General features: G+C 39.5%; 17 protein-coding genes. 9 read left to right on the top strand and 8 right to left on the bottom strand.

Annotation, left to right across the window (positions count from 1 at the left end; all coding sequences use genetic code 11):
- Nucleotides 1–330, top strand: coding sequence for a hypothetical protein (locus AC1M9F_RS13485; RefSeq protein WP_481598021.1), 330 nt, complete (start codon nt 1–3; stop codon nt 328–330).
- Between the two features lie 38 nt (nt 331–368).
- Here the strand turns inward: AC1M9F_RS13485 and AC1M9F_RS13490 are convergent, their stop codons facing one another.
- Nucleotides 369–797: a GNAT family N-acetyltransferase gene (locus tag AC1M9F_RS13490; protein ID WP_481592330.1), complete on the bottom strand. Its 429-nt coding sequence runs from the start codon at nt 795–797 to the stop codon at nt 369–371.
- 21 nt (nt 798–818) lie between these two features.
- Nucleotides 819–2,030 (bottom strand): class I SAM-dependent methyltransferase, encoded by a 1,212-nt coding sequence (locus AC1M9F_RS13495; RefSeq protein ID WP_481598022.1) that lies wholly within the window; start codon nt 2,028–2,030, stop codon nt 819–821.
- A 103-nt stretch (nt 2,031–2,133) separates the two neighbouring features.
- On the opposite strand from AC1M9F_RS13495, the gene trhA reads away from it, so the two are divergent.
- Together trhA and AC1M9F_RS13505 are read left to right on the top strand one after the other, a co-directional pair.
- Complete coding sequence (gene trhA / locus AC1M9F_RS13500) at nt 2,134–2,772, top strand: PAQR family membrane homeostasis protein TrhA (protein WP_092768508.1); 639 nt, start codon at nt 2,134–2,136, stop codon at nt 2,770–2,772.
- Nucleotides 2,773–2,913: 141 nt separating this feature from the next.
- Nucleotides 2,914–4,224 carry an MFS transporter gene (locus AC1M9F_RS13505; RefSeq protein WP_035267948.1) on the top strand — a complete coding sequence of 437 codons (1,311 nt, stop codon included), beginning with the start codon at nt 2,914–2,916 and terminating at the stop codon, nt 4,222–4,224.
- 43 nt (nt 4,225–4,267) lie between these two features.
- Here AC1M9F_RS13505 and AC1M9F_RS13510 read toward each other — a convergent pair whose 3' ends face one another.
- Nucleotides 4,268–5,278 carry a metallophosphoesterase gene (locus tag AC1M9F_RS13510; protein WP_035270000.1) on the bottom strand — a complete coding sequence of 337 codons (1,011 nt, stop codon included), beginning with the start codon at nt 5,276–5,278 and terminating at the stop codon, nt 4,268–4,270.
- Nucleotides 5,279–5,449: 171 nt separating this feature from the next.
- Here AC1M9F_RS13510 and AC1M9F_RS13515 point away from each other — a divergent pair, with 171 nt between their 5' ends.
- Nucleotides 5,450–7,012: a phospholipase D family protein gene (locus tag AC1M9F_RS13515; RefSeq protein WP_481598036.1), complete on the top strand. Its 1,563-nt coding sequence runs from the start codon at nt 5,450–5,452 to the stop codon at nt 7,010–7,012.
- A gap of 40 nt (nt 7,013–7,052) precedes the next feature.
- Here AC1M9F_RS13515 and AC1M9F_RS13520 read toward each other — a convergent pair whose 3' ends face one another.
- Nucleotides 7,053–7,847: a lysophospholipid acyltransferase family protein gene (locus AC1M9F_RS13520; RefSeq protein ID WP_092768504.1), complete on the bottom strand. Its 795-nt coding sequence runs from the start codon at nt 7,845–7,847 to the stop codon at nt 7,053–7,055.
- 378 nt (nt 7,848–8,225) lie between these two features.
- Here AC1M9F_RS13520 and hflX point away from each other — a divergent pair, with 378 nt between their 5' ends.
- Genes hflX through AC1M9F_RS13535 form a run of 3 tightly spaced genes read left to right on the top strand, consistent with a single transcriptional unit; the run spans nt 8,226 to nt 10,658 of the window.
- Nucleotides 8,226–9,557: a ribosome rescue GTPase HflX gene (gene hflX, locus AC1M9F_RS13525; protein ID WP_481596616.1), complete on the top strand. Its 1,332-nt coding sequence runs from the start codon at nt 8,226–8,228 to the stop codon at nt 9,555–9,557.
- A gap of 42 nt (nt 9,558–9,599) precedes the next feature.
- Entirely contained in the window at nt 9,600–9,971 is a 372-nt protein-coding gene (locus AC1M9F_RS13530; RefSeq protein WP_092768555.1) for a hypothetical protein, read from the top strand.
- 9 nt (nt 9,972–9,980) lie between these two features.
- Nucleotides 9,981–10,658 carry an LrgB family protein gene (locus AC1M9F_RS13535; RefSeq protein ID WP_481598023.1) on the top strand — a complete coding sequence of 226 codons (678 nt, stop codon included), beginning with the start codon at nt 9,981–9,983 and terminating at the stop codon, nt 10,656–10,658.
- 78 nt (nt 10,659–10,736) lie between these two features.
- Here AC1M9F_RS13535 and AC1M9F_RS13540 read toward each other — a convergent pair whose 3' ends face one another.
- The 4 genes from AC1M9F_RS13540 to AC1M9F_RS13555 all read right to left on the bottom strand — a co-directional run bounded on the left by AC1M9F_RS13540 (nt 10,737) and on the right by AC1M9F_RS13555 (nt 13,791).
- Nucleotides 10,737–11,588, bottom strand: coding sequence for a symmetrical bis(5'-nucleosyl)-tetraphosphatase (locus tag AC1M9F_RS13540; RefSeq protein WP_481598024.1), 852 nt, complete (start codon nt 11,586–11,588; stop codon nt 10,737–10,739).
- A complete protein-coding gene (gene rsmA / locus AC1M9F_RS13545) occupies nt 11,589–12,401 on the bottom strand; it encodes a 16S rRNA (adenine(1518)-N(6)/adenine(1519)-N(6))-dimethyltransferase RsmA (protein WP_035270009.1) in 813 nt (270 codons plus the stop codon).
- 30 nt (nt 12,402–12,431) lie between these two features.
- Nucleotides 12,432–13,412, bottom strand: coding sequence for a 4-hydroxythreonine-4-phosphate dehydrogenase PdxA (pdxA, locus tag AC1M9F_RS13550; protein WP_481598025.1), 981 nt, complete (start codon nt 13,410–13,412; stop codon nt 12,432–12,434).
- 106 nt (nt 13,413–13,518) lie between these two features.
- Nucleotides 13,519–13,791, bottom strand: a complete 273-nt coding sequence (locus AC1M9F_RS13555) for a hypothetical protein (RefSeq protein WP_481598026.1) — start codon at nt 13,789–13,791, stop codon at nt 13,519–13,521.
- A gap of 360 nt (nt 13,792–14,151) precedes the next feature.
- Between AC1M9F_RS13555 and rplM the strand changes: the two genes are divergently transcribed.
- Together rplM and rpsI are read left to right on the top strand one after the other, a co-directional pair.
- On the top strand, nt 14,152–14,580 hold the full coding sequence (gene rplM / locus AC1M9F_RS13560) for a 50S ribosomal protein L13 (protein WP_035270016.1): 429 nt from the start codon (nt 14,152–14,154) through the stop codon (nt 14,578–14,580).
- A 12-nt stretch (nt 14,581–14,592) separates the two neighbouring features.
- Nucleotides 14,593–14,979, top strand: a complete 387-nt coding sequence (gene rpsI / locus AC1M9F_RS13565; RefSeq protein ID WP_035270019.1) for a 30S ribosomal protein S9 — start codon at nt 14,593–14,595, stop codon at nt 14,977–14,979.
- Nucleotides 14,980–15,073: the final 94 nt, after the last annotated feature.

The following is a 15,073-nucleotide window of genomic DNA, read 5'->3' on the forward strand; positions in this document are numbered from 1 at the left end:
ATGACTGATCATTCTTCACCAGAAAAATCTCCTTGGGGTTGGAAAGCGCTAATTATCGCGATCATTTTAAGTATTATATTTATGGTGATTTTCTATATAGCCATTGAAAATGAACCTGACTATATGCCAAGTAAACAACGAACAGAAACCAGTGAACATCATGCATTCAAAGCATCACCTGTGATGTCTGAAGAAGCAGCAGCAAAAATAGAAGCCAACAAAGCTGCTCAAGCTAGTGCAACTGAGCACAATATGACTGAAGAAGAACACGCAGCAATGGGCGAACACAGTCATACACATGATGGTGAATCAGGTTCACATAGTCATTGATATTTGTGATGAAAAAACGGAGCATTGGCTCCGTTTTTTTATTCAAGCTGCATCGTCATATAAACATGAGGAATACCACAATCTAAGTATTCCTTACCTTGGGGCTCAAACCCTAAACGTTGATAAAATGGTAATGCATGAACTTGAGCAGAAAGATTCAAGGTTGGTCGCTTTTCCCTTTGAGCAAACTCAATTATAAATTTCATGAGCTCAAACCCAACACCTTTTCCTCGATAAGCCTTTATGACTGCTACCCTTCCAATACTATGGTTTTGAAGTAGTCGAGCCGTGGCGATTGCCTCACCTTCATGGAAAACAACGAAATGAATCGATGTCTCATCTTCCATATCCCATTCGTCTTCAGGTGAAATTAGTTGTTCCAGAATAAATACTTGCTCTCGTATCTGCATCGCGTAGCACTTTAATTGCGACCATGAACCTACTTGAACATCAAAGACATTACTCATATGTTAATTCCCAAAGGGGTGTTAGCACTTTTCACCAATATTTTGTTGCTCCCACTCACCTTTTAGAAGCAACTCTAATGAGTGCTTTTGAATACCATACATATTTTTTAATGCAATTATTTGATCTAACACTTGCTGATCTGGTGCGTTAAAATCTTTGCGCTTGGTGGCTAAAATCATTTTATTTTTGCTAGTATGTTCCAAAGCCACAAATTCAAAAACTTTAGTCTCGTAACCATAGGCTTTTAACAATAGCGCTCGAATTGTATCTGTCAGCATTTCAGCTTGTTGCCCCTCATGAATACCAAACTGCAACATTGGTTTTAATACAGAGGGACTTTGCATTTGAGGTCTCAACTCTTTGTGGCAGCACGGCGCGCACATAATCATTTGCGCATTCAATCGAATACCGGTATGAATCGCAAAATCAGTTGCTACATCACAGGCATGCAACGCAATCATGACATCGAGTTTTTCAGGCGAGTAAGTTCGTACATCTCCTTGGAAAAAATCTAAATGCTTAAAATCTGATTTACGGGCAACATCTTCACAAAAATGAACCATTTTCTCGTTCAGTTCCACACCTGTAACATAAGGATTATAATCATTTTTTTGTAAGTAGTCATACAGTGCAAAGGTGAGATAACCTTTACCTGAGCCAAAATCGACAACGTTGAGCTGCTGATCAACTTGAATTTGGTTTAATGCGCCTGAGCAAATCTCAACAAATTTATTAATCTGTTTCCACTTACGCGCCATGCTTGGAATAATTTGTTCTTTTTGATCCGTAATACCCAACGGTTGAAGAAAATAACTTTCTTGCTCAACAAAACGGTGTTTTTGACGGTCGTGTGATTTTTCAATGATCTTGGAGACTGAAGCCTTTTTACTTTGAGTTAAGATCGCTTTTTTCTTATTTTTCTTGAGCTGTAACTCGCTGTCCAATGTAAAAAGATTGGCTTGTTTGCATTCACTGACCAATTTACTCACCAACGGATCAGCTTCATCAATTGGAAAATTTTTGGTCACATCTTGAGTTTTAAAGCGATACAGAACATTCAGCATCCATTCATCTTGTAATCGAATCATGCGTAAAGTCATCTTCTCTAAAGCTTCTATCTCGCCCTGATACTGACTCAGAATCATACGATCAAAACGCTGAGAAGCTAATGCTTGATGAAATGCTTCAAGAAATTGTTGCTCTTGCGGTGTGGAGGATGCCGAAACGGTCATAAACAGTGCCAAAAAAAGAAATGCTATTAAATTTTAATGCGTCTTACGCGAAAAGCAAAATTCAATTACGATACAGATGTATAATTAAATGTGTAAGTGAACAATGAAAGCATCTCCTGCTTCGTATGATCCATTAGAAGAAAAAATTAATTTCATCAGTCATGCCATTGGTGCTGTCTTGGCCGTCATCGGTGCCATTTTATTGATTATAAAAGGTGCTGCTTATCCTATGGCACAATGGATCGGGCTTTGGGTCTATGGACTTAGTTTAGTTCTACTCTTTACGGCGTCTAGTCTTTATCATTTTGCGGAAACACCTGAGCGTCGGGGTTGGTTTAAAAAATTGGACCACACGGCTATTTATTATCTCATCGCAGGAACATACACGCCTTTTCTATCTATAGCTTTACCAACGCAAAAAGCTCACTATTTATTAATTGCACTTTGGGTAATTGCGGCGATTGGCACTTTATTTAAATTGGTATTTATTCACCATTTTCAAAAAATATCGCTTTTTGCCTATCTCGCAATGGGATGGTTAGCATTACTTGTGATCGATGATATGCGCACATATTTATCTGATCAAAGTTTAACCTTCCTTATTGTTGGTGGTCTTGCTTACACCATAGGCGCATTGTTTTATGCCTTAAAAAAGGTAAGATACACTCACGCTATCTGGCATATTTTTGTATTGATAGGTGCAGGATCACATTTCCTGTCTATTTATCTTTACGTGCTATAACCACTTTAACTACATCGTCTAGCAACCCTAACACCGTAGAGCAAGCTGGTATTTCGTATTTTTTTAAGAAATTACGCCTTTTTTAAAAAGATTACGCTATTAAATCTAAGTTTTTTATTTTTAGTAAGTGTAAGGTCTCTCATGGCGTCTAATACAGCATCACAACAAGCTCAGCCCGCAAACTCTAAAACTCGGGTATTAACTGCAAGCCTCGTTGGTACAACCATCGAGTTCTTCGATTTTTATATTTACGCAACAGCTGCGGTCATAATTTTCCCCTACTTGTTCTTTCCAACAAGCACAGATCCTATGACAGCAACGATTCAATCATTAGCAACTTTTGCAATCGCATTCATCGCACGTCCTATCGGCGCCGCACTATTCGGTCATTTGGGAGATCGAATCGGTCGTAAAGCAACCTTAGTGGCAGCCTTGCTAACCATGGGCCTTTCTACCGTTGCGATTGGTTTACTTCCAACCTATGCGCAAATTGGCATTGTGGCACCCTTACTTTTAGCTTTGTGCCGATTAGGTCAGGGCTTAGGTTTAGGTGGCGAATGGTCAGGTGCAGTTCTACTCGCAACTGAAAATGCGCCAGAAGGCAAACGTGCTTGGTACGGTATGTTCCCTCAACTTGGTGCACCAATCGGCTTCATCCTTGCCACAGGCTCTTTCCTTACGCTTGGGGCATTCATGAGTGAAGAAGCATTCATGTCATGGGGATGGCGTATTCCATTTATTTCAAGTGCCTTATTGGTGATTGTAGGCTTGTGGATTCGCTTAAAGTTGCATGAAACGCCAGCATTCCAAAACGTGCTTGATAAACAAAAAGAAGTGAATGTTCCTTTTGTACAAGTTTTTAAAAAGCATTCAAAAATGCTTGTACTCGGAACGATTGCAGCCATTTGTACTTTCGTAGTTTTTTACTTAACCACTGTATTTGCTTTGCAATGGGGTACAAAACAATTAGGTTACTCTCGTGAAGAGTTCCTACAACTTCAGTTGGTTGCAACGCTTTGTTTTGCAGCATTTATTCCCCTTTCTGCAATTTTTGCGGAAAAGTTCGGTCGTAAAACCACTTCGATCGCGGTGTGTGTAATTTCTGCTATTTTTGGTATTTTCTTTGCGGACATGTTGGAGTCAGGAAGCACACTGATTGTGTTCTTATTCTTATGTATTGGTCTTGCGATTATGGGCTTAACCTATGGTCCAATCGGTACGGTACTTTCAGAAATCTTCCCGACATCGGTGCGTTATACTGGTTCGGCGTTAACATTTAACCTTGCTGGTATTTTTGGTGCATCTTTCGCACCTTTGATTGCAACGAAATTGGCAACTGAATATGGTTTGTCTGCAGTAGGCTATTATTTGACGGCTGCATCAATCCTTTCGCTGATTGCTTTCCTCATGATTCGCGAAACGAAACATGATGATGTGAATAATCAAATTTGATGCTTTCAGCTAATAAAAAAACCGGCTTAAGCCGGTTTTTTTATTAGCTGAGCTCAATGATATCAATCATCGGTGGTACTCTGAATCTGAATGGGACACCTACCATACCAGTACCTACGGACACATAAACATTGGCATGTTCATGCTTATATAAACCACGTTTATGACCCAAGATAGACACTTTTTTCATGATGTAATCTGTCAACCACGGAAGTTCCACTTGTCCCCCATGAGTATGCCCTGACAACATCAACGGATGAGTTGGCAATTTTGGCACCATATCCACCGTATCCGGATTATGTGACAGAATTAACCACGGCTTATCTTGTGGTAAATCAGGCATATCCCGCATGTCAGCCTTACCTGCCCACAAATCCCCCACACCAATCAATCTAAACTCATCAAACTCAACAATCTTACCTTCAATATCCATCACCTGATTTGAAGCTAGCGCATCTTTTAATAATGCCTGAATCGGTGGACCTGGATATTGCTCATCATGATTACCATTCACAGAATAGACAGGCGCTTGAATTTCTCTTAATACTCGGAGCTCTTCTGCCAGCTTATTTTCTGGTTCATAGGTCCAATCACCTGCCACAACCACTAAATCTGGTTGAGCTTGATTAATCTTATTCACGATAATTTTCAGTTGTCTTTCATGCCCAGAAAACAATCCAATATGTAAGTCTGCAATTAATGCCACTTTAATCGGATGTTTAAAGGGTTGCGCCGAACTTAACTTGTAACTCAGGTTATTCACTACTACACGATGAGGCTCAATGAAACGTGCATAAATCAATACACTGCTCAACAAGAAAATAAACACACCTTCATGCAATGAAAATATACCTTGCCAAGTAGCAAAAATACTAAAAAACCACAACGGAACAAGTAAATAAGAAAGATAAAATGCCAAGAGATGAACAAAGGCTTTAAATGGATGTATGGTTTCAGTTCGAGATTGGCTCATCCATGCTTGCGTGACTCCCCAAATAGCGAAGAGCGAGAAAATAATATAGAACGCAGCAAGGATGTTATTTGTTGTCCACATATTCAATCTCTTTCATTAAATCAGACGAATAATCTGAGTGGTTCATTTATCTTTTAAATGGTGCTCTTTATACTTTAGCACATTGAGTTCAAAGAATAGATTATGCAAGCAAATCACATGGAAAAGAATCAATCTCAACAATTGAATCGCCAAAAGAAAACATCTTTTAAAATGCGCTTCATCATGAGTTCATGTTTGGTTCTTGCTTTACCTGCATGCTCAACTTTACCCACTCAACAAGCTATTGCACCTCAATATGCGTACGACATCGACACTCATGGCACTTCATTGGCGCAAATTGTCGAACCTTTGAAAATTAAGAATCCTGAATTAACAGGTTTTCATGTTTTATATGATCCAATCGAAGCGATAGCTGCACGTTTTCAATTAATTGAGAAAGCTGAGAAAACACTCGACCTTCAATATTACATTTGGGATAACGACCGTGTAGGTGCATTGGCTCTTTATAAAATCATTCAAGCTGCTGATCGTGGTGTAAAAGTCAGATTGTTAATGGATGACAACAACGCTAAGACGATGGAAAGTATTTATCTCGCGCTGGATCAACATCAAAACATTGACGTAAAGTTATTCAATCCTTATAAATTCCGACGCCTTAGACCCGTTGATATGATTTTGGATCTGAAACGTATCAATCGACGGATGCACAACAAAACGTTTACAGCTGACAATCAAATTACCCTGATTGGCGGCCGAAATATGAGTAATCAATACTACAATGTCAGTGACCGATATCAATTTTCAGATGTTGATGTCATGCTTGTCGGTCATGCAGTAAGTGATATTACACACTCGTTTGATGAGTACTGGAATCATGAATATGCCTATCCAGTTAAAAATATTGTCAATCATCAACAATATACATTGCGCTATGAAGGTTTAAAACAGCAACTGCAAGAGCACTTTGATGATGGTGCTGTACGTAGTTATGTTGAAATTACTCGTGAATCTCATGATTTTGATCGTTGGCTCAATCAAGAAATTAAGCTGGATTGGGTGAAAGCAGAAGTCATCAAAGATTCTCCTGAAAAAATCAAAGCGAAAGCTAAGAAAGAAGAACATCTCAACTTTCAACTGGTTGAACGCTTAGAGAAACCAGAAAAAAGTGTCGATATCATTTCCGCTTACTTCGTTCCTGAACGCAAGGGTGAGCAACGCTTAAGTGCGATCGCACAAGATGGCGTTAAAGTTCGCGTACTGACCAACTCTTTTAAAGCCAATGATGTTGCGCTTGTACATGCATTTTATGCGAAATATCGTCAGGATTTACTGCAAAACGGCGTAGAGTTATATGAGTTCCTCCCTGCTTTGCCAGAAGAATTCCAAAATAAAAATAATATTGAAATTTCTAAGCAGTCCAAAGTGAGCCTTAAAGGGCTGAGTCGCTCAAGCCTGCATGCAAAAATGATGGCTTTGGATGATAAGCAAGTATTTATCGGATCATTTAATTTTGATCCACGTTCAGCCAATTTAAATACTGAAATTGGCGTCATTTTAAACAGCCAGCCCCTAGCGCAAGCTGTGCATAAAACCATGGATCAGAACCTAAAAAAATATGCCTATAAATTAGTTCTAGATTCACAAAATAATATTAATTGGAAACAAGCGACACCTGAAGGTATTAAAATCTATACCAAAGAACCAAAAATGAAATGGTGGCAAAAAGCAAGCTTGAAAGTTATCTCGTGGTTGCCAATAGAAGGATTCATGTAAAAAGCAGGGATCATCATGATCCCTGCTTTGCTTCTACTGATTAAGCTTTGAGCACTTTTTGATGTAATACTTCCAATCCTTCCTGCATTCTGAGTTGCACTTCTCTCGTTAAGCTTTCAACTGTATGTCCAGTAACATCAATCGTGGGCAAAGCTGTTAAATGTGCAACGACTTGAGGCATTTCCAATACTGCTTTGAGATGCGCTGTAAATCCAATATTTCCGATAAAGGGAGCAACCTGATCTAACTCCCCCTCTTGATTGACATAACAGATTAAACAAACTTGCACAGGTTTTTGAGCCTCGATAGCTGCAGCTAAAAGTCTTCCATGCACTTTTTTGACTTTAGTTCCATCAGTCGTGGTTGCTTCTGGAAAAAATAAGACAGGAATATTTTGCTTCAAAAATTCTGTGATTTGCTCTTTAATACGGACCGAATCTCCTGAACCTCGGTTAATGAACAGTGTTCCACCACCCTTGGCAAGTTTCCCAAAAATCGGCCAATTTTCAATTTCTGCTTTTGCTAAGAAAAATACACGCGCACTCGAACCTAATACAGGAATATCTAACCAAGAGATATGATTGCTCACCCATAATGCGGGTTCACGAGGAATGTTGCCATGTACTTGTAAATCGATATTAAAAACTTTGCATAAGCGACGGCAAAAATGTTGTACATAGCGAGTATTGTTTGGATTATTCGGATTTTTATACATTTGATGCCTAAAAATTAAATAAAACCCTTCAGTGACAGCAGCAGTACCTGAGATGATTTTTTGGCTATATAGCGCTGTTTTTGAAAATAAATTGAGTTTTTTAGGCTTTAATGTTGTCATAAATTATTTCACTGAATAATAACAGGCGTTATCCACTATAGCTCCATTCTATACTGAGCTCACCAGAGATGCATTGATTATAAAAACCGTATACACATATTTGAAAATTCAATTTCAATTCAAATACCCAATAAAATATAATTTTTAAATCGAATTTATAGATTTAAAAATTATGCAAACTACAACTCAATCACCATCAAATCAAGTCATTCCCATCTGGTCGGCACTCTTCTCATTGGCATCAATTGTCGGTGGCGTCTTTTTATTTATACTGGCGTTTATACTTATGTTCAAAACTGCTTTAGGTTAATTTAAATCTATTTCCCTCAATTGTTCAATTTCCTCTACACTAGAGTTTTGATGTGGAGTATTAGCTGAGTGGAAGTTACTGGACAAAATCAAGCAAATGAACGTGCGGTCTTGGTGAGTGTTAATGTCCAAATATTAGAAGATCTTGATCAAGAAGAATTTCGTCTATTGGCCAAATCTGCTGGTGCAGAGATTCTTGAACATATACAAGCTCAACGTATTAAACCTGACCCTAAATTTTTTATTGGTTCGGGTAAAGCTGAAGAAATCGCCGAATTTGTTGCAGCGGTAGAAGCTGATATTGTCATTTTCGATCATTCCCTCACACCATCTCAAGAACGTAATCTCGAGCGTGTTATTCAATGTCGGGTCATCGATCGTACTCGCCTTATCTTAGATATTTTTGCACAACGCGCACGCACACATGAAGGTAAACTACAAGTTGAATTGGCTCAGTTAGACCATCTCGCTTCACGTTTAGTGGGTGGTCGCATGGGCTTAGATGGCCAAAAAGGTGGTATTGGTTTACGTGGTCCAGGTGAAACACAATTAGAAACAGACCGTCGTTTACTCCGCCTCCGCATAAACCAGCTTAAAGACAAACTTGAAAAAGTCCGCCAGACACGAATCCAAGGTCGTGCAGCGCGTCAAAAAGCGTCTATTCCAACAGTGTCTCTAGTCGGTTATACCAACGCAGGAAAATCCACCCTATTTAATATTCTTGCTGAAAGTGATGTGTATGCAGCAGATCAATTGTTCGCAACTCTTGACCCAACTTTAAGAAGATTAAATTGGGATGGCATTGGAACATTGGTCTTGGCTGACACAGTGGGATTCGTTCGCAATCTTGCACACTCCTTAGTAGAGTCATTCAAAGCAACCCTTGAAGAAACACTTGAGGCGACTTTGCTTTTGCATGTTATCGATTCAAATAGTCCAGACAAGCTTGAGCAAATTGATGCTGTTGAAAAAGTCCTGAAAGAAATTGGGGCTCAGGTGCCAATATTACGCGTATACAATAAAATTGATCAAACGGGTGAAGAGCCTAAAATCATTTATGCTTCTCCCAATTTGCCTGATCGAGTCTATGTTTCAGCACACTCAAGTCAAGGTTTAGATTTACTGCGACAAGCCGTTCAAGAGTGTTTAATGGGGCAAATACAACAATTTGAACTCACACTCAGACCTGAATATGGCAAATTACGCAATCAACTGTATGAATTAAATGTGATTCAGTCTGAACATTATGATGATCTAGGTCATTTGATTTTAAATATTCAAATTGCGCCTCATAAATTAGAGCAACTTATAAAACAAGCACATTTACCAATTGATCAAATTCTTGGTGATAAGGCGCAACAATTTAAAAGACCTTTAGAAGAGTTTGAAATCAAATCATAAATCAGTTAAAACGTGATAAATAATGTTAAAAGTATAATCATGATGCAGTGGATGAAAACGATAGATTGGCCAGCATGGATTGGCACCATAGTGCTTATTATTGGCTTCCGAGAAGGTTCAGTTTGGCTTATGACTCAATTGAATCATCCCGAACTGGGCAATCTTGTCGGGTTGCTTTCCTTACTACTTGTACTGTTTGCTTGGCGTAGATTTGGCACTCTTCCAACCAGAGTTGTCGATGTAAATAATAAAATCATGAAAGAAAGTGCTTTCGCATTTTTACCAATTAGTGCTGGGGCATTGGTTATGTTGGTTCATATGGGTAAAGAAATTCCTCTTTTTTTACTCGTACTCACGTTAAGTACACTTATTCCACTTTGGGTTTACGCCAAAATGGCAAAACGCTGGTTATAGGAGAGAAATATGCTCGCAATTTTAATCGGCTTTGCTATTACGTTATTCGCCTATATAATTTCAAAACCCTGTAACCGTGTCGTACCACAGATTCCTGTAATTGTATTCGGGATGTTCTTTGTGATCGTCATCTTACTGATTATTGGTATTCCTTATGATCACTACATGAAAGATGTCAATCCGATTTTTGATCATTTATTAGGATACGTCACAGTGGCTCTCGCGATCCCACTTGCAGCAATGCGTTATGACGATTTACCACTAAAAGGCATTTTAGGAATATTAGTGTTTGCTAGTGTCAGTGCTGTCGCATTGCCTATGGGCTTAGCGTATCTACTGCATATGGCAGATTCGACCATTATGGCTTTCGCTACACGTGCAGTGACAACACCAATCGCAATTAATATTGCGACCTTACTCCATGCACCAATTAGCTTAGCCATTTTAATCGTTATTTTATCTGGTGTGATTGGCGCAGCTTTTTCACCACTCATACTACGTCATATTAATGATGAGCGTGCCTCAGGCTTAGCACTCGGTTTAGCAGCCCATGCGATTGGGACAGCTCAAGCTTGGCAACGAGGCAGTGTAGCTGGTCGTTATGCTGCATTTGGTATGGCGGTAAATGCAACGTTTACAGCCGTTTGGCTCCCTACTTTTATTCACTTTTTAAAAGCGACCTCTTGATTTACCCACGATTGAAAATAAAAAAGCCACTGATGAGTGGCTTTTTTATTAGACGAAAACGACCTAAAGTAGATGATTCTATGCAAACATAGGATTATCTACAGCAAACATTTGCTGATCTTCAAGACGATACGCCATTAATTGATTGCCCCAGACACAACCACCGTCAACATTCTGAATATGCGCAGATATTGTTCTGCCCTGTAAGGCAGCCCAATGTCCAAAAATGACTTGATGAGTTTGAGCAGCTTTTGACTCATATTCAAACCATGGCTGATAGCCAGCTGGCATCGGCTCATCTAAAGCGTCTTTAAAACTAAATTCAAGTCGACCCTCTGGATCAGTCAAACGCATACGGGTTAGATAATTCACGATACATCGTAAGCGCTCATGTCCTGTTAAATCATCTGACCATAATGTAGGTTCTTTACCATACATTTCTTTCAAAAATGCATCCAGAACATCAAAATCATCATGCGCAATAACCGTTTCAACCTCTTGAGCAAACTGTTTCACTTGCTCTACTGTCCAAATATGTGGAATACCCGCATGTGTAATGACAATATTTTCATTTGGACATAAACATAAGGGTTGTTTACGTAACCAGTCGATTAAATCATCACTGTCAATCGCATCAATCACATCACGAGTATTGTCTTTCTCTTTAATCTCTTTAATGCCCCTTGCGCACGCTAACAAGGTCAAATCATGATTACCCAAGACTGTCGCAGCAACGCCTCGATCGACCAGTTTCTTGATAAAACGTAAAACGCCAATCGAGTTTTCACCACGTGCGACTAAATCACCCGCAAACCATAAAAAATCCTGATCAGGATCAAATTTGATTTCCTTGAGTAACATTTTCAAAGCTTCAAAACAGCCCTGAACATCACCAATCACGTAATTATATCGAATGTTTTCACCAGCCATTTATGCATCTACCATTTGATCTGCAAGTGCAACAAATTGAGCAAGTGTTAATGTTTCTGGACGCGCCATTGGATCAACACCAGCTTTTTCAAATCCTTCCTCTTGCAACATGCCTTTTAAACTGTTGCGAAGTGTCTTACGGCGTTGTGTAAATACATGGGAGACTAAACGTGCCAAGGCTTTTTCATTCTTCGCCACTATTGGTTTTACATCATACGGCTCTAAGCGAAATACCGCAGAAGTTACTTTGGGTGGTGGGTTGAACGAACCAGGTGGCACTTCAAACAAGAATGTCGGTTTACAGTAGTACTGAATCATGACTGATAAACGACCATATTCTTTGGTATTTGGTGATGCCGTAATACGATCGACCACTTCTTTTTGCAACATGAAGTGCATGTCTTTGACTTTGTCACCAAACTCTAAGAGATGAAATAACAAAGGTGTAGAAATGTTATAAGGTAAATTACCGACAACACGCAACGGACGACCATCAAACAGTTCAGTGAAATCGTAGCGTAAGGCATCAGTTTCCACAATAGTTAAACGTTCAGGATGCGGTACACGACCGGGTAATCCAGCTGCTAAATCACGGTCTAATTCAATGACAGTCAAAGCATCACATTCACCAATTAAAGGCGATGTTAAAGCAGCAAGACCTGGACCAATTTCAACAATATTGTCACCAGTACGCGGGTTCACCGAACGCACAATTTTGGCAATGACACGTTGGTCATGTAAGAAGTTTTGACCAAAACGCTTACGCGTGTGATGCCCTTCATCTTTCGGGTTTAAGGCATTAATCTGATACATAAAGATTTCCAACGTGTAATTAAGACAAGATCACTGACGCGCTAAATCGAGCGCTAAGTCCACAGCCACATGTAAGCTCGAGCTTTTCGCAAGTCCAGTACCTGCGAGGGAGAGTGCTGTGCCATGATCGACAGAGGTGCGAATAAACGGCAAGCCCAAAGTAATATTAATGGCTTCACCAAATCCTTGTGATTTTAACACAGGTAATCCCTGATCGTGATACATGGCTAAAACTGCATCGGCATCTTTTAAATTTTCTGGTGTAAATAAGGTATCTGCAGGCAGACATAAACTCATGTCTATCCCTTGCGCACGATAGCGTTCAAGTACAGGATTAATCACTTCGATCTCCTCCACTCCTAAATAACCATCTTCACCTGCATGAGGATTTAAACCGCACACCAAAATTTTGGGAGATTCGATTTTAAATTTTGATTTTAAATCATGAATCAGAATGTCGATGACCTGATGCAAGCGCTCAGCTGTAATCGCATTCGCAACCGCACGAAGGGGTAAGTGCGTGGTTGCAAGTGCAACACGTAAGGTTTTGGTTGCCAGCATCATGACCACGCGTAATACACCAGCAAACTCTTGGTAAAACTCAGTGTGACCACTGAAATGAATACCTGCCTCATTGATCACTGACTTTTGTACAGGTGCTGTCGCCACGCCAACGCTTTTACCTGACATCGCATAGTCTGCAGAACGGCGGAGTTGCTCTAAGACATAACTCGCATTTTGAGCATTTAACTCACCCAGTACTACACTTTCATTTAAAGGAATATGTTCCACATAAAGCTGACCCACTTTTGACGATGTTTGTTGCCCTTGATACTCAATCACTTCAACTTCAAGATGAAGTTTTTCTGCACGTTGCTTGAGCATTTGTATATCAGCAAGTACGACGAGTGGACGCTCATCCAAACGTTGCGCAAGGCTTAAACAGATATCAGGACCAATTCCAGCAGGCTCACCGCTGGTGACATACAAAGGAAGCATAACGATCATCATTCAAGGATTTTTATTATTTTAATACAGATCGAATGTACGATGTTCAACAATACCAAAATGGTAAAATCTTAGCCCTCTGATTTTTTTAATCGTTCTTTTGAGTCTTTTAGCGCCAATCCATACGAAATCTTGCATCTAATAGACCAAAAGCATGAGCGACTTCGGATACACATACAATCACGATGACGAAGAACAAACCCAACAAAAGAATCCGTCCAATCGTTGAACGCGCTGAATAAAATGCTGAATCTTTAATGCACAAGAAACCAAAGCCACCGATTAAATAGATGATCCAAGGGAAAATCATAAAATGTGCATACATTGAATATATAAGAATGACACTTAAAACATCGATTCCATAAATAGCGCCAAACACCATGCTAACACTAAATATATTCCGAGAAAAATGAATAAAAATCCGGTCAAAAATTTCGTCACCTTGCTCACTTTGATTTGATCATGGCGTGAAGATAAATCTGAATGACGAACAGGAGGAGAGAAACGATCATTATTATTTTGTGAACTCATCAAAACTCCGAGCTATTATTATGATTATTTCCTCATTACAAACGAAATTGATTAAATAAACCGCTATACTTTTCAATCTAAATTAAATAGAATATGCCCCTCGAAATCTTAATATTTTGATTGTGGTTCTAGTGTTTTTCCGCTAGAATTCGCTCTCCTTTTTGTTTGGACAGATTCCACCGTCCAAACCAACTATAATAGGTAGTGGTTAATGAAAACTCTCAGCGCTAAGCCAGCTGAAGTTCAACACGACTGGTACGTTGTTGATGCTTCTGGCAAAACTTTAGGTCGTCTTGCGACTGAAATCGCACGTCGTTTACGCGGTAAGCACAAAACTTCTTATACTCCTCACGTTGACACTGGTGATTACATCGTAATTATCAATGCTGAGCAAGTTCAAGTAACTGGTAATAAGTCACTTGATAAGAAATACTATCGCCACACTGGTTTCCCTGGTGGTATCCGTGAAACTAACTTTGAAAAATTAGTTGCTCACAAGCCAGAAGAAATCTTCCAACGCGCTGTAAAAGGCATGTTGCCAAAAGGTCCTCTTGGTTATGCTATGATCAAGAAAATGAAAGTGTATGCTGGTGCTGAGCATCCTCACACAGCTCAACAGCCACAAGTTTTGGACATCTAAGGGATACAGCACATGGCTACTAACTATGGTACAGGTCGCCGTAAGACCGCAACTGCACGTGTTTTCCTATCTGCTGGTACTGGTAAACTCGTTATTAACAACCGTTCTTTAGAACAATACTTCGGTCGTGAAACTGCTCGTATGGTTGTACGTCAACCACTAGAGCTTTTAGATGCTACTGAGAAATATGACCTTTACATCACTGTTGCTGGTGGTGGTATCGGTGGTCAAGCTGGCGCAATCCGTCACGGTATTACTCGTGCATTGATCGCTGCTGACGAAACTTTAAAACCTGCTCTTCGTCAAGCTGGTTTCGTTACTCGTGATGCTCGTGAAGTTGAACGTAAGAAACTTGGTTTACGTAAAGCTCGTAAACGTCCACAATTCTCTAAACGTTAATTCGTTTTCCGAATTCGGACAAAAAAACCTTGGCTTATGCCAAGGTTTTTTTTTCATCTTTATATTTTCCCTTACTCATGAAAATCAGTCGTAC

The sequence above is a fragment of the Acinetobacter sp. ANC_7504 genome (genome assembly GCF_056779995.1).